General features: G+C 32.4%; 14 protein-coding genes and 1 pseudogene. 5 read left to right on the plus strand and 10 right to left on the minus strand.

What is annotated here, in order from left to right; all coding sequences use genetic code 11:
* Positions 1 to 26: 26 nt before the first annotated feature.
* Positions 27 to 1064 (minus strand): M42 family metallopeptidase, encoded by a 1038-nt coding sequence (locus tag AK212_RS10895; RefSeq protein WP_053030957.1) that lies wholly within the window; start codon positions 1062 to 1064, stop codon positions 27 to 29.
* A gap of 152 nt (positions 1065 to 1216) precedes the next feature.
* Here AK212_RS10895 and AK212_RS10900 point away from each other — a divergent pair, with 152 nt between their 5' ends.
* Positions 1217 to 2308 (plus strand): prephenate dehydrogenase, encoded by a 1092-nt coding sequence (locus AK212_RS10900; RefSeq protein ID WP_053030959.1) that lies wholly within the window; start codon positions 1217 to 1219, stop codon positions 2306 to 2308.
* 213 nt (positions 2309 to 2521) lie between these two features.
* Here the strand turns inward: AK212_RS10900 and AK212_RS10905 are convergent, their stop codons facing one another.
* A complete protein-coding gene (locus AK212_RS10905) occupies positions 2522 to 3784 on the minus strand; it encodes a Y-family DNA polymerase (RefSeq protein ID WP_053030960.1) in 1263 nt (420 codons plus the stop codon).
* Positions 3785 to 3936: 152 nt separating this feature from the next.
* Between AK212_RS10905 and AK212_RS10910 the strand changes: the two genes are divergently transcribed.
* On the plus strand, positions 3937 to 4125 hold the full coding sequence (locus AK212_RS10910; RefSeq protein ID WP_053030962.1) for a 2-hydroxymuconate tautomerase: 189 nt from the start codon (positions 3937 to 3939) through the stop codon (positions 4123 to 4125).
* 88 nt (positions 4126 to 4213) lie between these two features.
* Here the strand turns inward: AK212_RS10910 and AK212_RS10915 are convergent, their stop codons facing one another.
* A complete protein-coding gene (locus AK212_RS10915) occupies positions 4214 to 5191 on the minus strand; it encodes an LCP family protein (RefSeq protein ID WP_053030963.1) in 978 nt (325 codons plus the stop codon).
* Positions 5192 to 5337: 146 nt separating this feature from the next.
* Here AK212_RS10915 and msrA point away from each other — a divergent pair, with 146 nt between their 5' ends.
* Entirely contained in the window at positions 5338 to 5844 is a 507-nt protein-coding gene (msrA, locus tag AK212_RS10920; RefSeq protein ID WP_053030965.1) for a peptide-methionine (S)-S-oxide reductase MsrA, read from the plus strand.
* 80 nt (positions 5845 to 5924) lie between these two features.
* Here msrA and mprF read toward each other — a convergent pair whose 3' ends face one another.
* From mprF to parE, 6 genes are all read right to left on the minus strand, one after another.
* Positions 5925 to 8447, minus strand: a complete 2523-nt coding sequence (gene mprF, locus AK212_RS10925) for a bifunctional lysylphosphatidylglycerol flippase/synthetase MprF (RefSeq protein WP_053030966.1) — start codon at positions 8445 to 8447, stop codon at positions 5925 to 5927.
* A gap of 272 nt (positions 8448 to 8719) precedes the next feature.
* Positions 8720 to 9949 carry an AI-2E family transporter gene (locus tag AK212_RS10930; RefSeq protein ID WP_053030968.1) on the minus strand — a complete coding sequence of 410 codons (1230 nt, stop codon included), beginning with the start codon at positions 9947 to 9949 and terminating at the stop codon, positions 8720 to 8722.
* Between the two features lie 82 nt (positions 9950 to 10031).
* A complete protein-coding gene (glcT, locus tag AK212_RS10935; RefSeq protein ID WP_053030969.1) occupies positions 10032 to 10880 on the minus strand; it encodes a glucose PTS transporter transcription antiterminator GlcT in 849 nt (282 codons plus the stop codon).
* A gap of 162 nt (positions 10881 to 11042) precedes the next feature.
* Positions 11043 to 12500 carry a glutamine transporter AlsT gene (alsT, locus tag AK212_RS10940; protein ID WP_053030971.1) on the minus strand — a complete coding sequence of 486 codons (1458 nt, stop codon included), beginning with the start codon at positions 12498 to 12500 and terminating at the stop codon, positions 11043 to 11045.
* Positions 12501 to 12714: 214 nt separating this feature from the next.
* The gene (parC, locus tag AK212_RS10945) at positions 12715 to 15114 is read right to left on the minus strand and encodes a DNA topoisomerase IV subunit A (protein ID WP_053030973.1); all 2400 of its coding nucleotides are present in this window, start codon (positions 15112 to 15114) and stop codon (positions 12715 to 12717) included.
* Positions 15111 to 17111 carry a DNA topoisomerase IV subunit B gene (gene parE / locus AK212_RS10950; protein WP_053030975.1) on the minus strand — a complete coding sequence of 667 codons (2001 nt, stop codon included), beginning with the start codon at positions 17109 to 17111 and terminating at the stop codon, positions 15111 to 15113. The genes parC and parE overlap by 4 nt, the downstream gene beginning before the upstream one ends.
* Before the next feature lie 201 nt (positions 17112 to 17312).
* Between parE and plsY the strand changes: the two genes are divergently transcribed.
* Entirely contained in the window at positions 17313 to 17921 is a 609-nt protein-coding gene (plsY, locus tag AK212_RS10955; protein WP_053030977.1) for a glycerol-3-phosphate 1-O-acyltransferase PlsY, read from the plus strand.
* A 487-nt stretch (positions 17922 to 18408) separates the two neighbouring features.
* Positions 18409 to 18708, plus strand: coding sequence for a HesB/YadR/YfhF family protein (locus tag AK212_RS10960; protein ID WP_053030979.1), 300 nt, complete (start codon positions 18409 to 18411; stop codon positions 18706 to 18708).
* Here the strand turns inward: AK212_RS10960 and AK212_RS13210 are convergent.
* Positions 18628 to 20384, minus strand: a pseudogene (locus tag AK212_RS13210) (IS1182 family transposase). The gene AK212_RS10960 and the pseudogene AK212_RS13210 sit on opposite strands and share 81 nt — an antisense overlap.
* Positions 20385 to 20483: the final 99 nt, after the last annotated feature.

Here is a 20483-nt window from a genome sequence, read left to right on the forward strand (position 1 = left end):
AATCTATTTTGTTTGTCAACAATGGATTATAAATTTATAGGTGATAAACAGTATGCATAAAGAAGATTTTGTGTTGCTTCAATAGATTCTATATGCGTTCTCTCTAGTGCATGAGATGATTCAATACCAGCACCAAATAGGCCATGACGAATATCAGCACCAGCTTTTAAGGCTGCTGACGCATCTGAACTATAATAAGGATAAATATCCACTTTATATGGTATATCATTTATTTTACATAAATTTATGAGATGTGATTTTAATTCTTTATGATATGGACCAGATCCATCTTTAGCACAAATTGATACGGTGTATTCATCTGATGACTGGCCATCACCTAATGCGCCCATATCAAGTGCAATAAATTCTACTATCTTATCCGATATAGAAGCATTAGCACCATAACCAATTTCTTCGTTATTGGAAATGTAAAATTGAGTTGTATATGGTAATTGCTTTTTTTCTTGCTTAAGTTTCTCTAGCAATTCTAGTATCATTGCCACACTCGCTTTATCATCTAAATGTCTTGATTTGATAAATCCTGATGAGGTAATTTCAGTTCTAGGATCAAAACTGACAAAGTCTCCCACTTCAATTCCTAAATCTCTTGTCTCTTGATCAGATGTCGTTTTTTCATCGATACGGATTTCCATATGTTCACTATCTCTTGGTATTTCATGGTTATTTCTGTAAACGTGCACACTTGTTTCATGCATACATATCGTTCCAGTATATGTTTGTCCCGATTCGGTTTGAATCTCACAATATTCTCCCTCAATAGCATTGTATGTAAATCCACCTATTAAGCTTATAGCCAATCGACCATCCTCTTTAATGTCTTTAACCATTGCTCCCAATGTATCTACATGAGCAGTAATACATCTTTGTTGCGCTTGGTTTTCTCCTTGAACTTCGATAATTAAAGCGCCTTTATTTGTTATCTTTGTGTCATAACCAAGTGATTCAACTCTATTCTTAACATAATTGATTGCCTCTGTCGCATTACCAGATGGACTATTGATTTCTGTGAGCTCTTTTATTGTTTTCAATACCTTTTGAGTCATTATTATCTCCCCCTAGTTAAAATATTTATTGGTAACATTTTATCGTATTTATAATACTATCACTATTAATTCATTTATTTTACTATTGTTTATCTATAGTCTGTACCTTACAATGTACATATTCTGAAAATTTCGAAATAAGGTGATTCAATATGCAACATATTTTATTTGTAGGTCTTGGTTTGATTGGTGGAAGTTTAGCCAGCAACTTAAAATATTACCAGCCTAACTTAACCATATCTGCTTTTGATGCAGATAAAAATCAACTAGAAAAAGCTTTGTCGATTGGAATAATTGACGAAAAAGTTGAAGATTATAGTGAAGGTGTTAAAAAAGCAGACGTTATCATTTATGCTACGCCTGTACAACAAACTGAAGTGTATTTAAAAGAATTACCTAATTATCAAACACAACCTCATTTGATTGTAACTGATACTGGCAGTACGAAAGCTAATATTCAAAGCTACGAAGCATTTCTGTTAAGCAATGATATTCATCTTATTGGTGGCCATCCAATGGCTGGAAGTCATAAATCAGGTGTTCTTAACGCTAAAAAACACTTGTTTGAAAATGCTTACTACATCCTTGTTTATAATGATGCACGCAATGCTGAAACAGCCCAAAAATTACAATCATTATTATCAACGACATCTGCAAAATTTATAACAACCTCTGCCCAAGAACATGATTACGTTACTGGTGTCGTCAGTCACATACCTCATATTATTGCATCAAGTTTAGTTCATTTAAGCGAATCAAACTCAAATCATCATGCTTTGATAACTCAATTAGCTGCTGGTGGTTTTAGAGATGTTACACGTATTGCTAGTAGTAATGCAGATATGTGGCGTGACATTACATTTAGTAACCAAGAGAACATACTTCACCTATTGGATATGTTACAACAACAGATAGATTCAATTTCCACGCATATTCGCTCGAATCACACTGATGAGATTCATGATTTCTTCTCAAGTGCTAAAAAGTTCAGAGACCAGCTCCCAGTTAAGCAACAAGGTGCACTAAGTATTGCGTATGATCTTTATGTAGATATTCCAGATAAATCGGGTATGATTAGCAAAGTTACTTCTATCTTGAGTTTACATAATATTTCTATAAGTAACTTAAAAATTCTCGAAGTTCGTGAAGATATTTTAGGTGCTTTGCAAATTAGCTTTAAAACTCCTGAAGATCGCGAACGTGGTATTCAGGCATTGCATGATTTTGAAACATATATTTTATAAGTATATCCTCCTAACTTGATGACGCTCCTAAAATATTAGAAGTTCAAGACACCGATGATTGGACCCCAATGCAGAAATGATACAAATATTGCACAATTGGGCATCGAGCCCTGAGTAAAGAGAACTTCACAAAGATATACCACGAGCAAAGCAAGTTTGAAATTGGAATGCCCAATTTTCATCTTGATACCATCATTGTTAGGAGGACATTATTTACATTTTATGCCCTGCCATTAAACCTAATCGTCCATGCTTTGTTCCAGCATCAGTATAAGATATCGCTTTAGATATAATGCCCTTTCCATATTTATTTTGTAAATAATCAATAGTTTTAGCTAATTTCTCATCTCGTCTTCTTTCATATTCATCAATAAACAAATTGAGTTGACGGTCTTCTTCATTAATAAGTTGTGTCAATGATACACTCAATGTCCGGTACAGCGCGTGTTTATCACATAATTGATTCGCATAATAATTTACTACCTTATAAATATCTCGCTCCAAGTTTGTCGCATCCGTTAATGTATATTGCTTATGTACGCCGCCACCTTCCGTATAGCCAAATGAAAAGTGAATGGTTCTTGCCAATTGCTTACGTGCTCTTATTCTACTAGCAACATCTTCAATTAGTTCTTGCATGACTACCTTCGACTCTTCAAATCGGTAATCTCTCATCAAAATTTGGCTTTTGCATATAGAAGGATTAGTAACATTATATTTCTCTCTCAATTTACTTTGATCAATACCGTTTGCGTGTAAATGCATATCCACCCCTATTACACCAAAATCTCTTTTGAGATATTTATACGGATACTGTGCTAAATCCCCTACCGTTACAATCCCTTTCTTGTTAAGTTTTGCTTCTGTTTTTTTATTAATGCCCCAAAATTCCCTTAGTGGCGAAATTTTCCACAACTTTTTGGGGACATCATAATATCTCCATTCTGTAATACCATTGGCTGTATGCTTCGCTTCGATATCCATTGCAACCTTACTTAATAACATATTGGAGCCTATGCCTATTGTGCAATATATCCCTGTTTTATCTTCTATCTCTTTTTGTAATCGCTCTGCAAATGACTGAACGGTAGAGTTAAATCGGTGATAACTATTAGTTACATCTAAAAAAAATTCATCGATGCTATATTGATGCAAGTCTTCTCCTGGTACATATTTAAGTGCAATTTTAGAAATTTCAATTGAAACTTCTAAATATTTTCTCATGCTAGGATTAATAATATAAATGTCATTTCGATGTGGTATTTCAAATAGCCTAGACCCTGTTTTAATACCAATTTCTTTTAGTTTAGGTGTAGCTGCTAAAACAACTGAACCTTGTCTTTTAGTGTCTGCAACTACTGCCAATTTTGTTTCTAGTGGGTCCAACCCTTTGTCGATGCATGAAACACTAGCAAAAAAGCTCTTTTGATCAATACACAGAATATCTCTATCCTCCAACAAATTATAATCATACATGCCAGATACCTCCCTTATCCAATTCTTATTATATACGAACACTTGTTCTATTTCAACAAAAATAAGAACGAGTGTTCTTAAAATTATTTTGGAGTCGTATCTTAAAACATGCTATACTATGGATGAAATTACTATTTCAAGGAGGAAATAAAATGCCAATCATCAATGTTAAATTATTAGAAGGACGTTCTGATGAACAATTAAAAAATTTAGTTACTGAAGTAACAAATGCCGTTGAAAAAACAACTGGAGCTAATAGAGAAGCTATTCATGTTGTCATTGAAGAAATGCAAAAAAATCATTATGGCGTTGCAGGCGTTAGAAAATCAGACGCTGAATAAAACGTAGATAAGTTTACATAATAATATTATGGTACTTAATTGCGTAGTAAAAAAAGCACACTTAGCAAGTGTGCTTTTTTACTGTCATTTAATTATTTAAAAATTCTTGAATAGCCTTTTTGTTTTTATCTTTATCAATATCTAATGCACTGCCATCATTATTAGTATTAATATTTTGGTATGAATTATTAATCGGCACTGTAAGAGATTCTACGTTCTTATCTCCTCTAATACCAAAACTTATACCTGTTTGGAATATCGCTGAATTAGGCATACTTGTATTAATATAGCCTCTCAAAATACCAGCTACTTTAGGCAACTTAACTACAGAGCTAGGCGTAACTAATTCTTTTTTCAACGTTTGCATAACTTGTTGTTGACGTCTAACTCGCCCAAAGTCTCCTTCCTCATCATGTCTAAATCTTGCATATCCAAGTAATTCTTTACCATTCAAACGATGATGACCTTTTTTAAGAGATACGCCAATGTTTTCAGACATATCTTTTTCTACGTCCATAGGAACACCATTTGGCTCTAATTCATCGATCATTTTTTCAAAGCCTGTAAAATCAATGACTGCATAATATTCCGGATTGATACCTAAATTCTTATTTAATGTTTTTCTTAGCAGTTCTGGACCACCAAGTGAATATGCTGCATTAATTTTGTAATTTTGATACCCAGGTATTTCTGCATAAATATCTCGCATTACTGACATCATTTTCATCTTTTTATGAATAAAATCATATTGAACTACCATGATGGAGTCAGTTCTTGACTTACCACCATTTGCTTTGTCAGCGCCTAATACAAGTACAGAAATCTTACCATCATTTTTAACAGGTCCGTTAAACTTATGTACTTTAATATCTTTGGCATGTTTCTCAGCATAATTAACACCACTACGATAACTATGGACGATATAAATAATAGCTGCAAGAAGCAATATTACTATAATCAAAATAATAAAAGGTAATTTTCGTAGTTTTTTCTTATTTCGTCGTTTAGAAGGTGTCTCTGATTCTGCTTGTCGTCTGTATACTGTCTTATCCTTCTCTTCTGTCATATTTACCTACCTTACGTCTTGTAAAAATCTTCAAAATTGTATATCTATGTACTATAATTATATATAATTAAGTTATAGAAGTTACTTTAAAAAATCAAGTAATTTTTAAATAAATGGTACTAAGGTCCAATGAAAGGATGGCATAAATGAATATTAATACAGCATATTTTGCTGGTGGGTGTTTCTGGTGTATGACCAAACCTTTCGATCAATTCGATGGTATAGAAACAGTAACATCTGGCTACATGGGTGGTTCAACTCACAACCCTACTTATGAAGATGTGAAAAGTGGGACCACAGGACATTATGAAACTGTAAAAATCGAATATGATGTTGCACTGTTTTCTTATAATAAATTATTGGAAGTATTCTTTTCGGTAATTGATCCTATTGATGATGGCGGTCAGTTTCAAGACAGAGGTTCTCAATATAGAACGGCAATCTTCTACACGAATGAGGACCAAAAAAAACTCGCTGAACAATACATCCACCAACTCGAGCAAACCATTCATTCTGAAAAAGCAATAGCAACTAAAATCTTACCCGCTTCAACATTTTACAAAGCAGAAGAATATCATCAAGATTTTTATAAAAAGAACCCTGAGCGTTATGCTCAAGAACAACAAGACCGAGCTAACTATAGCGCAAATTAAACACATAAATAATCAAAGGCATCCTTCATAAATGATTGTTATCATTTCAGTTGTAGGATGCCTTATTTTTAAATAATGATTTATTTATGACGAATAACTCTCATTACTTTTAGCATACTATACCATAATGAACTGTCTTTTCTATAAACTAAAAATCTTGGTTCCCAATTAGGGCTATATTTTTCTTTATATTTACGTAATCCTTGAAAGCGATAAAGTCCATTGAAATGTTCAAAAACACGACCAGCTACACGTTCACGTGGATATGAATAATTTAATTGGCCTACATTCGATAATGTTGCCATACCCATATTAAATGCTTTATAGCCTTTGTCTTTACCCCAAAGTAGCATATGCAAATACAAACCGTCCATTAAAGGTAAATCAAGGTCAGGTAACCAACGAATTAAATCAACAGAAATAGCTTCATTATAATAAGTAGGCATTAAAGTACAAAACGCAATTACTTTACCCTCTTCATTCTTCATGATTCCAATAGGCGCTTGTTGTAAATAGTCTTCAGTAAATTGTCCTACTGAAAAATGCATTTCATTACGTCCATCTAACCATTGATCACTGACATATTTCAATTCAGAAATAATATCCATTGAAAAAGGTGGTTCTAAAATTTCAAATTGAATATTTAAATCATCGAATTTATTAAGTGTCGCTCGAAAACCACGACGTTTCTTTCCTGATGTCGTAAATTGAGTTAAATCTATAATGGCTTCTTCGCCCAATTTGAAGAATTGATTACCAAAATTATGATAAAGTGGCATAAACCGATTTGACACTTGATAAAAAATGATGTCATAACCTAACTTTTCACCATAATTATAAAAATCAATCAGTAACGATTGGAAAGCATTTGGGTCACCAATTGGGTCACCTAACACAACAAGTGCATTACCTTTATAACGATACATTAAAAATGCTTGTTCATTTTCATGCATAAAGATATCTTTATCTCCACTGTAGATCAGATGACTTAAATAATTACCACCATATGTTTCGATGATTGCTTTACATTGTGACAAATCTTCAAATTGGTGTGGTCTATTGTATTTTGACTCAAGGAGCCATGCAACTATACCCACTAACATTACAACGACAAGAATTGTTAACCAGAAATAATATTTTAATAATGATGTATCCATTTCAATATGATAAATGTCCAGCGCATATAATGTTTCGGAAATAATAATGTGATTAACGTATAATACAAAGACGCTCAAAATAATAGCTACAATGAACCGCTTTAATCTAAATGGTCGCTTCACAACTTTAGATCGGCGATATGCAAGAACAAGTAATACAAATATTAGAATAATCCATGATAATAAGATTAAAGATGCATAAGTGTATATTGTCGCAGCGAAAATTAGAATAAGCGAAATCATTACAAATAAAATAGCACGACGACTTTGCTTGTATACCCCTCTAACATTAAGAAGTAATAATAAACAAGCACTAGTATGAATAGATAACATAATATAATATGCAAAATGATGATCATCATATAAGCCATCATAAACAATAGTAATGTTATTAATAAATAATACAAAACTTGTGATTAATACTAAAGTGGCTAAAGCAAAAGATGGTATTTTAGCAATAATATCTTTTTGATAAGAAAATAAAAACAATGTTACATCTTTTGCAGGAACAAAATATTTAGATTCTTCAAAGTATTTTCTAGCAGATGAACCAAATTCAAAAGTAGATAATACAAGTGCAATAATGACTGGTACAAAGTAATAAGCGAAACGATACAACAATAACGCTAATAAAACTTTTTCTTCAGGAACGCCTAACGACTTTAATCCTAGTAATACAACTAAATCGAAAGCACCAAAACCTCCGGGAATGAAACTGACTAATCCAGAAAGCGCAGCAATGATAAAAATTCCAATTACAGTCGTGAATGCGACATTAATATCAACAATAACTGTCGATAAATAAAGTACTGATGCAGCAGCAAGCCACTCAACACTAGAAACCAATGTGCAATAAACACCTAAATATTTGTTATAACGATCAATAGGATTAATCATAGTATAAGCAATAAATAAAGGTAAGAATAATGCAACAATATATAATATCCATCTTACCCAGCTTACTTTATTTAATATGTGCGAAGCATCAAAGATATGTAATACGACAAGAATTGATAGAAGACTCAAACCTGTCAACATTGATATAAGTATAATTGAAATGGCATGCACTAATTTTTTTCGATCCGTTGTATAATTTTTATACACAAATGCTCTAAATCCAGCACCGATAAACCCACCAAAACCAACAATAGCATTGAGTGCATTAATAATATAGCTCACTTTAAACACTCTTATCAGTGGGATACCAAGTTTCAATCCCTTAACCAATATAAGATCGTATAAGCTCAGCAAAATCATTGCAGCACCACCACAGATAAATAAGCCTACAAGGTACCAACGATTAATTTTGCTAAAAGCTTCAAGCGTTTGCTTGAAATTAATATGAGCTAGTTCATGATATAGCGTGGCAACAACTGCTATAAACAACACTGCAGCAAAAACAAATTTAAGTATAGATAATAATCTATTTTTTAGTTCTTCAGTCATATCATACCTCTACCTTCAACTTCGATTAGTTTAAAATATATCATACCTTCATTTGAATGAACATATGAATATATATTACACGTGCTAACAGTATTGTAATGTACGTGAGATTATACATTCAGATTTCAAAATTTGATATGTACATTGTATTAAAAAACTAGGGCTGAGAAAAAGTGGATATCCCTCTTTCTCAGCCCTAGTCAACTACTACAAAGTAACACTCTAGCATTATTTATCTTTTACTCGACTATACTTTGCATCAACAAGCCGTACTAATCGGCTCGAGTATATTCTTTTGTCTCTTCTTTTTTTATTTCATATTCTCCTGAATCATTACCGTAATACTTATTATAACGACGTTTAAATAATAAGAACATGTGAGAGACTAGTACTTTAAGTATCGCGTATCCTGGTATACCTAATATAACACCAATGATTCCTAATAAATTACCAGCACTTAATAAGATGAAAATAATTGTTAAAGGATGAATTTTCAATGTTTTACCCATGACATTAGGTGAAATAAAATGTCCTTCGATAAATTGAACAAGCGTCCATACAACAATTAATTTCAATAACATAAGTGGAGATGTAATAATGGCTATAATAATAGCTGGTGAAATCGCAATAGTTGGACCTAAATAAGGAACAACGCTTGTAACAGCTGCGATACATGCAAGCACCAATCCATAATCAAGCCCAATGATAGAATAACCAATAAAGAGTAAGATACCGATACAAAATGAAACAATAATTTGGCCTTGAATATAAGAACCCACTTGTACACTCATTTTCTCCATTAAATCATGGTAATCTTTTCTAAATTTTGGTGGCATAATCTTAGTTGAATACTCTTTAAACTTATGACCATCCTTTAACATAAAGAACAATACAAATGGTGTTGTGACAAGCACTACGCCTACATTTACTATCGCTTCTGCAAAACTTTTTATTTTAGTTCCAAATCCATCAAAATAACTCGAAACCATCGAAGGAATCTTGTTAGAGACAGAGTCTAACCAATCTTGTATTTGAGTATAAAATGAAGATAAGAAAGAAAAATGCGTAACTTGATCTATTGCATTATTAAATTTATCTACATACTTAGGGAAATTGTTCGCTAAGCGTGTGATTTGATCACTGATTAATGGAATTAATAAATTAATAATTAATGTTGCGCCACCAACAATTGCTAAAAACACAATAATAATGCCAAGCAATCTTGGGATATTATATCTTTCCATCAAATTGATAATTGGGTTAATAAGATAAAACAAAATGAGCGATAAAATAATTGGTGCCACAATTGTATTAAATATGATGATAAATGGTTCAAAAACATATGAAACTTTATCGAATATAAATATTACAATGCCTATGAGCACTAATGAAAGTAAAGCAAATAATAAATCTTTACCGCCTAAAAACTTCATAAAACGCGTTTCTGTAAAACTGAATTTTTTTGCGCTGTTATCTTCAACTTGTTTATTTTCAGTTGTCATGTTTCTCACCATACCTTAACTAACTTATAGAACTAAAGCTATCTAACATCATAACATAAAAACAATTAAATGTTGTTTCGCTTTAAGATGAACTTATTTGTGTTTCAAAATGATAAATATGTAGTGCAAGATAAACAATTTCAGAATCATCAATAGGAATATTTAAATGTTTTTGTATCATTCTTGAGATTTTAAAAGCAGTGTTGTATGCATTAGGATAATGGTTTTTAACCATATCAATAAAGACATCTTGAGCGTAAATATATTCTTTTTTATTAAGACGTCGAATTAAAAATTGGATATGTCTAATAAATCGTTGATATTGAACTGTATGATTATCAATTTCATGGTTCAAATCATTTTCAATAATCAGTATGCTTTTACTAATTAACTTATTAATTAAAGACATTTCGTGTATTGTTAAATCCTCAGTGTTAGATGCGATATGTAATGCGATAAATCCAATTTCATCAGGTGGAAAATTGACATCTAATCGTTGATTCAGTTTATCAATAACTTGGCTTGCAATTGCATAAGCGCCACTATATAAATGTTTGGTTTCAATAGCAAATGGATTACTAATAATTTGATTTTGCTTTAATCTTTTGTATGCAAATATAATGTGATCAGTCAAAGCAACAACAAGATTTTTATCGTCAGTAGTATGTGTTGTACTCGTTATAAAATTGACTGCTTCAATTACCGCTTGTAGAACATCTTCATCTGCAATTTCAACTAAAGATTTATAATATTCTTGCTGTTGCTTTTGTTCTAGCTTATAAACTTTTTCTATTGAAGCACTTTCATCTAAGGTCATTCCAGCCTTTTTATTAAAGCCAATACCTTTTCCAATGAGAATAACCTCTTGATTATTATAAGTGCATATGATGACGTTGTTATTTAAAGCTTTAGAAATAGTATACTCACTCATCATAATCACCTTTCTTTATAATATATGAATTATAAAACGAATTATTAAAAATGAAAAGATTTCAAACTTAATGTAAAAACTCCTTCCAACGTTATGAAACCTAAATTCAATACATTGAAAGGAGTATGTTAATAATATTATATTAAATAGTTATTCAATCGATTACTTTTTAGGTAGTTGATTTTCTCTACCCCAAGTTTCAATGCCAAACAAGTTAATTTCGAGATTCTCTGGTTTGAACACAGGTTTCATACCAGCTTTGCGTTGTTTTTGATAATCTTTCATGACAGCTATAGCTATATTTGAAAGACCGATAATAGAAATCAAGTTAACAATCGCCATTAATCCCATAAATAAATCGGCAGTACTCCATACAGTTTCAGTTTTCACAACTGAACCAACAAATACTAATAAAACAACTAAACATCTGAAAATAAACATAATTGCTTTATTTTTAGATAAAAATTCAATATTTGATTGGCCGTAGTAATAGTTACCGACTACAGAAGAAAATGCGAATAACGTAATCGCAACTGTTAAGAAGATACCCCCAGCTGAACCTAAATGTTCATTTAATGCTGATTGAGTAACTTGAACACCTTGAGGTGCACTTTCACCAAATTTTAATCCTGAATATAATAAAATCATAATCGCTGTAGCTGTACAAACTAACATAGTATCGAAAAATACACCAAGTGATTGAATTAAACCTTGTTTCACTGGGTGTGGTACAGCCGCTGTAGCAGCAGCATTAGGTGCCGAACCCATACCAGCTTCGTTAGAGAATAAACCACGTTTAATACCTTGAAGGATAGCCGCACCAACAGCGCCTCCGGTAACTTGTTCGAAACCAAACGCACTCTTAATGATCGTACCTATCATTGGAACAATTTGGTCGATATTTAATAATAAAATAACTAAAACCATTCCAATATAAATGATCGCCATGATAGGCACAATCAATGATGATAATGTCGCAATACTGCGCACACCACCAAAGATGATGATTCCTGTAATAACTGCCAATACAATACCTGTTATAACTGGACTTATGTTGTATTGAGTATTTAATGACTCTGCAATTGTATTAGATTGAACAGTATTAAATACAAACGCAAATGTTACAGTAATTAATATTGAGAATAAAATACCTAACCATTTTTGATTTAAACCTTTAGTTATGTAGTATGCTGGACCCCCACGGAATCCGCCTTCTTTATCGTGAACCTTATAAATTTGAGCTAAAGTAGCTTCCATAAACGCACTTGCCGCTCCAATGAAGGCAATTACCCACATCCAAAATACTGCACCAGGTCCACCAAGCACAATTGCCGTAGCTACGCCGGCAATATTACCAGTACCTACTCGAGAACCAGCACTGATTGCAAATGCTTGAAATGGTGATATACCTTTTTCACCACTATTCAATGTTTCAGGTTTCTCTACTAAAGCTCTAAACATTTCTGGCAACATACGTAATTGCACAAATTTAGAACTAATTGTAAAGAAGAAGCCTACAGTTAATAGTAATCCAATTAAATATTGCGACCAAATTAAATCATTACCTACCTGAACGATTGTTTTAAACCACCCAGGTATTAAATTATCAAAATCACTCATTAAATCCCTCTCATCTATAATTAATTAATATCCTAAGATATATTACAAGAGATTTATACTGCATTGAATAAACTCAATAAAATAATACTAATGTATATTACGTTTGAGGTTATACAACATCAATATAAATCTCTTGAAAGATTAAAATTGGTTAAAATAACAAGTTCAATTTTATCATTTTCTTTTTAAATTGAAAATAAAATTTTTTGAGCAATTAGTCGATTGTCATATCTAGAACGTCTCCAAACTCCTTAACATCAACGATAAATGAACCATTTGTATATTGTTCAGATAAATGAATATCAGTTATTTGTCCTTCTTCCGTATGACTTTCAGAATATAATGTATACATATGCTCATCTTTAACAACATGACCAGCAACAATACGGTGTGGATTTTTCTTCAATTCTTTAAGTAATGTAATTCCTCTTTGTGCTCGCTTAGCTTGTTGTAGAATTTTATAGCTGATTCGTTTTACAGCGCCTCTTTGAGTAGCCATTATAATTGAACTATCTTGATTTACGGCATCTGTCATAACTACAACATCTTCATCTTTTAAATTAATAGATTTAACACCAGCTGCTCTCAATCCCGTATCAGATAATTCTTCAGTTGAATACGTTAATGACATGCCTTTATGAGTTAATACAGTAATTAATTGATTTTCATTTAGGCGCATTACACTAATTAATTCATCCTGTGCTTTAACTTTCATGGCGACTAACGGTTTATTGTAGCGCGTTGTCTTAAATAAACTAACGTTACTTTTCTTAATCATACCATTTCGCGTTGCTAATACATAAAATGCATCATCTTTGAAGTTTTGCTCATTGTATACATCGACCACGGTTTCATTATCGTCTAGAGGGACAATTTGAGAAACATGTTGCCCAAGTTCTTTCCATCGAATATCTGCGAGTTTATGAACTGGAATGAATAAATATCTACCTTTATTTGTAAATACTAGTACCGTGTCTTGCGTATTGACTGTTTGATATTTGAGTAAACTGTCTCCATCTTTAAGGCCAATTTCTGCAACACCACTGGCATTAAAACTACGTGTAGATGTGCGTTTAATATAACCCTGACGTGTAATACTTAAAACAACATCTTCACTTGGTACCATCACTTCTTTATCAATTTTAATTTCTGCAATTTCCGCTTCAATTGATGACAAACGTTCAGATTTAAATCGTTTTCGAATGTCAGTCAATTCATTCTTAATTACTTGTAACAGCGCATCATGATTATCCAGTATATGACGATATTCTTTAATCATATTTGCTAACTCATTATGTTCATTTTCTAACGCAACGATATCTGTATTCGTTAAACGGTATAGTTGAAGCATAACGATAGCTTCTGCTTGCGCTTCTGTAAATTCGAATTCAGATACTAAATTGTCTTTTGCATCTTTTTTATTCTTAGAGTTACGAATTAAAGCAATAACCTCATCCAAAATTGATAATGCTTTCATTAAACCTTCTACAATATGCATACGTTTTTCAGCATGATCTAAATCATATTTAGTACGGTTCGCTACCACTTCAATTTGATGATTTAAATAACTATCTATAATTTGACGAATACCCATTAATTTAGGACGTCCGTCACTAATTGCAACCATGTTAAAGTTATATGCAATTTGTAAATCAGAGTTCTTGAATAAATAGTTCTTTATAGCCTCTGCATTTACATCTTTTTTCAACTCAATAGCAATTCTTAAACCAGTACGATCCGTCTCATCTCGTACTTCAATGATACCGTCTACTTTCTTATCGGCTCTTAATTCATCAATACGTTTTACAAGTGAACTTTTATTCACCTCGTAAGGAATTTCTGTCACGATAAGTTGTTGACGACCATTTCGAAGTGTTTCTGCGTCAACTTTAGAACGTACGACGATTTTACCTTTTCCGGTTTCATAAGCTTTCTTAATACCATCGATACCTTGAATAATACCACCAGTAGGAAAATCTGGTCCTTTAATATATTTCATTAATTGACTAACAGTAATATTAGGATTATCGATGTATTTCAATGTTGCTTGAATTACTTCAGCTAAATTGTGCGGCGGAATATCAGTCGCATAACCAGAAGAAATACCTGTTGAACCATTTACTAGTAAATTTGGGAATCTTGCCGGCAGTACCATTGGCTCAAGTGTTGTATCGTCATAGTTAGGAACAAAAGCTACTGTTTCTTTATTAATATCACGTACAAGTTCCTCAGATAATTGACTTAACTTTGCTTCGGTATAACGCATTGCTGCTGGTGGATCATTATCAATACTACCGTTATTACCATGCATTTCAATTAAGACATGTCGCAATTTCCAATCTTGACTTAAACGGACCATTGCATCATATACTGATGAGTCACCATGTGGATGATATTGACCGATAACATCACCGACTGTCTTAGCACTTTTACGGAAATTCTTATCATAGGTATTTCCACTACTATGCATTGCGAAAAGAATTCTTCGTTGCACTGGCTTTAACCCATCACGAACATCCGGTAAAGCACGTTCTTGAATAATATATTTACTATATCTTCCAAAACGATCGCCTATCACATCTTCAAGTGATAAATCTTGAATTATCTCACTCAATTTGTTTCCTCCTCAGTATATTCTTCAGTTTCAATTACTTGTACTTCAGTGTTATCTAATATACTTTGATCTTCTTGCATGCCAAATTCAACGTGACTTTCAATCCATTCACGACGCGGTGCAACTTTATCACCCATCAATGTTGTAACACGTTTAGAAGAGCGCATTTCATCTTCAATTTGAACACGAATAAGCGTTCGAGTTTCAGGATTCATTGTCGTTTCCCATAACTGTTCAGGGTTCATTTCACCAAGACCTTTATAACGTTGTAACATAAATCCTTTTCCTAATTTTTTCTGAAGTTTATCAAGTTCATCGTCTGTCCAAGCATATTCGACTTGTTTAGATTTACCTTTTCCTTTTTCAAGTTTATAAAGTGGAGGCAATGCAATAAACACTCTACCAGCTTGTACTAGTGGTTTCATATACTTAAAGAAGAAGGTTAATAATAATACTTGAATGTGCGCACCATCTGTATCAGCATCAGTCATGATAATAATACGATTGTAATTGCTATCTTCAATTTTGAAGTCATTTCCTACTCCAGCGCCAATTGTATGGATAATCGTGTTAATCTCTTCATTCTTAAATATATCCTCAAGTCTTGCTTTTTCAGTATTAATAACTTTACCTCGCAAAGGTAAAATCGCTTGGAATTTTCTATCTCTACCAAGCTTAGCTGAACCACCTGCAGAGTCCCCTTCGACTAAATACAATTCATTTTTTTCAGTATTCTTACTTTGAGCAGGTGTTAACTTTCCTGAGAGCAACGTATCTTTACGTTTATTCTTCTTACCTGAACGTGCGTCTTCACGGGCCTTACGTGCTGCTTCTCTAGCTTGTTGTGCTTTAATTGCCTTTTTCACAAGTGATTTAGAAAGTTGTCCTTTTTCTTCTAAATAAAACGGTAATTTATCAGAGACTACTGAATCAACCGCACTACGCGCTTCTGAAGTACCTAATTTAGACTTCGTTTGTCCTTCAAACTGTAGCAATTCTTCTGGAATACGTACTGATATAATCGCAGTTAAACCTTCACGAATATCATTACCATCTAAATTTTTGTCTTTTTCTTTTAATTCATTAATTCGTCTAGCGTAATCATTAAAGACACGTGTCATAGCAGTTTTAAATCCTACTTCATGTGTTCCTCCGTCTTTTGTACGCACGTTATTAACGAAACTTAATATACTCTCTGAGTATTGATCGTTATATTGGAAAGCAACATCCACTTCTATGCCATTAGCTGAACCTGTGAACATTGTTACATCATGAAGAACTTCTTTGCCTTCGTTGACGTAACTTACAAATTCTTTAATCCCCTCTTCATAATGGTAAACATCTTCACGTTCTTTACCACTACGTAAATCTTTCAATGTTATTTTAAGATTCTTTAATAGGAAGGCTGATTCTTGTAATCTTTCACTCAATGTATCAAAATTGAATGAAGTTGTTGCTTTAAATATTTCAGGATCTGGTTTAAATGTAACTTTAGTTCCTGTTCGCTTCGTTTTACCTGATTTAACTAAACCAGAGGCAGGCACCCCACCATTTTTAAAACTTTGCTTGTAGATATTCCCATCTCTATGTATTTCAACTTCTAACCATTCGCTCAATGCATTAACGACTGAAGCACCAACACCATGTAATCCACCAGATGTTTTATATCCACCTTGACCAAATTTACCACCGGCATGTAAGACGGTAAAAATAACTTCTACAGTAGGTTTACCTGATGCATGCATCCCTGAAGGCATGCCACGACCATTATCTTCAATAGAAATACTATTATCCTGATTAATTGTTACATTTATTTCATTACCATATCCATTTAACACTTCATCCACAGAGTTATCTACAACTTCATATACTAAATGATGTAGACCTCGCTTATCAGTAGATCCTATATACATACCTGGACGCTTTCTTACAGCTTCCAATCCCTCTAATACTTGAATAGAATCATCTGAATAATGATTTGAATTTTTTGTTGCCAATGCGTTCGCCTCCTACAAACGTACGTTCGTTTTAAAAACTATACAATAGTTATTCTTATATAAATTGGTCTAAATTGCAAGTGTGAGTTAAAAACAAATCTATTTTAAGTTAGTAAAAAAACAAAATTTCAAAATTGGTCGTTGCTAGCTATGAGATTATGGTAAAATATAGCTACGTTATTAAAGGATGTGTAAAGTTATATGATGATAGTAGTCATGCTCATATTAAGCTATCTCATCGGTGCTATTCCTAATGGATATGTTATAGGAAAGCTCTTTTTCAAAAAAGATATTAGACAATTTGGAAGTGGCAATACTGGCGCAACTAATAGCTTTCGAGTTCTTGGTAAACCAGCAGGATTTGTTGTAACCTTTTTAGATATATTTAAAGGGTTTATAACCGTTTTCTTTCCCATTTGGTTTCCAGTGCATGCAGATGGACCGCTTAGCACGTTCTTCACACATGGGTTAATCGTAGGTTTATTCGCAATATTAGGACACGTTTATCCGATATACCTTAAATTTAAAGGTGGTAAAGCAGTTGCTACAAGTGCAGGTGTTGTCTTAGGTGTAAATCCTATCTTACTGCTCGTATTAGCAATTATATTCTTTGGCGTGTTATATATATTTAAATATGTTTCACTCTCAAGTATTATTGCTGCAATATGTTGTGTAATTGGCTCACTCATCATACAAGATTACATATTATTCGGTATGAGCCTACTTGTTTCGATTATTTTAATCGTAAGGCACCGTACTAATATAGTAAGAATCTTTAAAGGCGAAGAACCTAAAATAAAATGGATGTAATTATTAATCAGAAAATATCGGTCCCAAGATATATAATATAATAATGCTACTTTGCAAATCACAGTAGCTGACTGTATTGAGAAGACGCTTGAACCAAGCTATTCACAAAACTAGTCATCTTTGCGGGCAGAGCCCAAACTAGGCAAGCTGGGAGTCGGGGCCCTAGCAAAGAGAATTTCATTAAGAAATTCTACAAGCTAAGCAAGCTGGAAGTCGGGGCCCCAGCAAAGAGAATTTCATCAAGAAATTCTACAAGCAAAGCAAGCTGGGAGTCGGGGCCCCAGCAAAGAGAATTTCATTAAGAAATTCTACAAGCTAAGCAAGCTGGGAGTAGGACAGTGAATTTAAAAGCATTCTGTCCTGCTCCTTTTTATTATGCTCATAAAATCATTAAAGATTATCTCAAAAAGGTATTATGTTATAATGCTTAGAGTTCCAATAAAGATAAAAATTTAGTAATAGATATATAAGGTAGGAGGATTATGTAATGAAAATTAAACTAACAGATCAAGCTGTAGAATGGTTTAAAGATGAATTAGATTTGCCTGAGAATGACAAGGTTTTACAGTTTTACGTACGATATGGTGGTGAATTTCAACTTAAACAAGGTTTCAGTCCTGCCTTTCGCGTTGAACCTAGACAAGATGTAGAAATAGGTTATGAAGAGAATTATAATGACTTAGTATTGGTCGTTTCAGAAGATGATTTATGGTATTTCGAAGATAGTGATGTTCTCGTTGAAAAAGTAGACCATGACGACGAAATTGCCTATTCTAAAGTAAATTAAATCATAAAGAGTCCAGGACATAAAGTTCTTGGATAAGTGAATAAAAGACAATTTCTATTGAAATAATATAGAAATTGTCTTTTTTATAATTTTTTTGATTATTTTCAGCTCGTTGAGCTGTTACTTTTCTTATATTAAGTGCCATTAGCACAAATCCTAGTTCTCTTTTGGCTTTATCTATCCCTCGAACAGACATTCGAGTGAAACCCAAAATAGCCTTCATAAATCCAAAAACAGGCTCCACATCAATTTTTCTTTGACTGTAGATGGCTTTTGTTTTTGGTTCTGAAAGCTTTTTATTAATTTGGGCTTTAAAATATTCCCAATTATAATTCTTCATTATTTTTTTATTTGTTTTTGAATTGAAGTTTATACATTGGTGTTTCAGAGAACATTCTGAACAATCATCACATTCATATAATTTAAAGTCTCGTTTAAAACTATATTTATCATGGCGATAGGCATATCTTTTAAATCCTAGTCTTTTATTGTTCGGGCAAATAAATTCATCGTTAATTTCGTCATAATCCCAATTTTAAGTATTAAAGATGTCGTATTTATATTTTTTTGTTTTATCTTTTATAAACATTCCATAAGTTATGAGTGGTGTTCGATTAAAATTATCAATAATTGCCATATAATTTGATTCGCTACCATAATCTGCGTTAGCTACAATGTATTCAGGTAATTGACCGTAGGTCTCTTGAATTGAATTTAAAAATGGTATCATCGTTCTTGTATCAGTCGGATTTTGATACACATTATACGATAAAATAAATTGAGAATTTGTCGCTATTTGTAAATTATAACCAGGCTTGAGTTGTCCATTTTTCATATGATCTTCTTTCATTCTCATAAATGTGGCATCATGGTCTGTTTTAGAATAACTGTTTCTATCCTTTAAAATAGATTTTTGGACTTCGTATCTTTGTTTACGCTCAGAGTAATCATTAATTTGCTTTTTGTATTTTTTAATTTTAGTTCTTTTGAGCCGTATTTGTTTTCCTATTTTAGTACATTTTTCATTATCGATATGTTGGTTTAAATCTTCGATTTCTTTATCTAAATGACTACCAATCAAATCTATTTCTTCTTTTGTTAATTCATTATCATGATCTTCTTTAATTTCCGGTATAATTTTATTGGTTACCAATTCATGGTAGAGGGCTTTAGAGTCCTCATTCATCTTTGATTCATGGTTTTGAATACTCTTTTTCCATACAAATGTATATCGATTGGCATTCGCCTCAACTTTCGTACCATCAATAAAAAATGGCCTGTTCATCTATAAGATTTTGTTTCAAACATTGACTATGAAATTGAATAAATAGTGATTCTAATAAAGCATCTACTTTTGGATTTACTCTAAATCGATTAATCGTTTTATAAGAAGGCTTTTGATTTTGTGATAGCCACATCATTCGGATACTATCATTAAGTAATTTTTCTATCTTACGCCCTGAAAACACAGATTGTGTGTAGGCATATAGAATTACTTTCAACATCATTTTTGGATGATATGATGTCGCACCACGATGGTGTCTGAATTCATCGAATTCATTGTCAGGAATTGTTTCAACAATATCATTTACATGTTGTGACATATCATTTGTGGGGATAAGAACTGAAGTTTCCATTGGTAGAGTAAGTTGAGTCATGTTATAATCTTTATACATAAGGCACCTCGTTAATTTAGTTTAGTGGTATTTATTAAATTATACGAAAGTGCCTTATTTTTTTAAAGTGTTTCAATGTAAAATTACATATAAATACAA

The sequence above is a fragment of the Staphylococcus borealis genome (genome assembly GCF_001224225.1).
In the GTDB taxonomy this organism is placed as follows: domain Bacteria; phylum Bacillota; class Bacilli; order Staphylococcales; family Staphylococcaceae; genus Staphylococcus; species Staphylococcus borealis.

Coding starts and splice junctions, on each gene's coding strand:
- AK212_RS10895 (WP_053030957.1), bottom strand. CDS start 1,064: ATGACTCAAAAGGTATTGAAAACAATAAAAGAGCTCACAGAAATCAAT.
- AK212_RS10900 (WP_053030959.1), top strand. CDS start 1,217: ATGCAACATATTTTATTTGTAGGTCTTGGTTTGATTGGTGGAAGTTTA.
- AK212_RS10905 (WP_053030960.1), bottom strand. CDS start 3,784: ATGTATGATTATAATTTGTTGGAGGATAGAGATATTCTGTGTATTGAT.
- AK212_RS10910 (WP_053030962.1), top strand. CDS start 3,937: ATGCCAATCATCAATGTTAAATTATTAGAAGGACGTTCTGATGAACAA.
- AK212_RS10915 (WP_053030963.1), bottom strand. CDS start 5,191: ATGACAGAAGAGAAGGATAAGACAGTATACAGACGACAAGCAGAATCA.
- msrA (WP_053030965.1), top strand. CDS start 5,338: ATGAATATTAATACAGCATATTTTGCTGGTGGGTGTTTCTGGTGTATG.
- mprF (WP_053030966.1), bottom strand. CDS start 8,447: ATGACTGAAGAACTAAAAAATAGATTATTATCTATACTTAAATTTGTT.
- AK212_RS10930 (WP_053030968.1), bottom strand. CDS start 9,949: ATGACAACTGAAAATAAACAAGTTGAAGATAACAGCGCAAAAAAATTC.
- glcT (WP_053030969.1), bottom strand. CDS start 10,880: ATGAGTGAGTATACTATTTCTAAAGCTTTAAATAACAACGTCATCATA.
- alsT (WP_053030971.1), bottom strand. CDS start 12,500: ATGAGTGATTTTGATAATTTAATACCTGGGTGGTTTAAAACAATCGTT.
- plsY (WP_053030977.1), top strand. CDS start 17,313: ATGATGATAGTAGTCATGCTCATATTAAGCTATCTCATCGGTGCTATT.
- AK212_RS10960 (WP_053030979.1), top strand. CDS start 18,409: ATGAAAATTAAACTAACAGATCAAGCTGTAGAATGGTTTAAAGATGAA.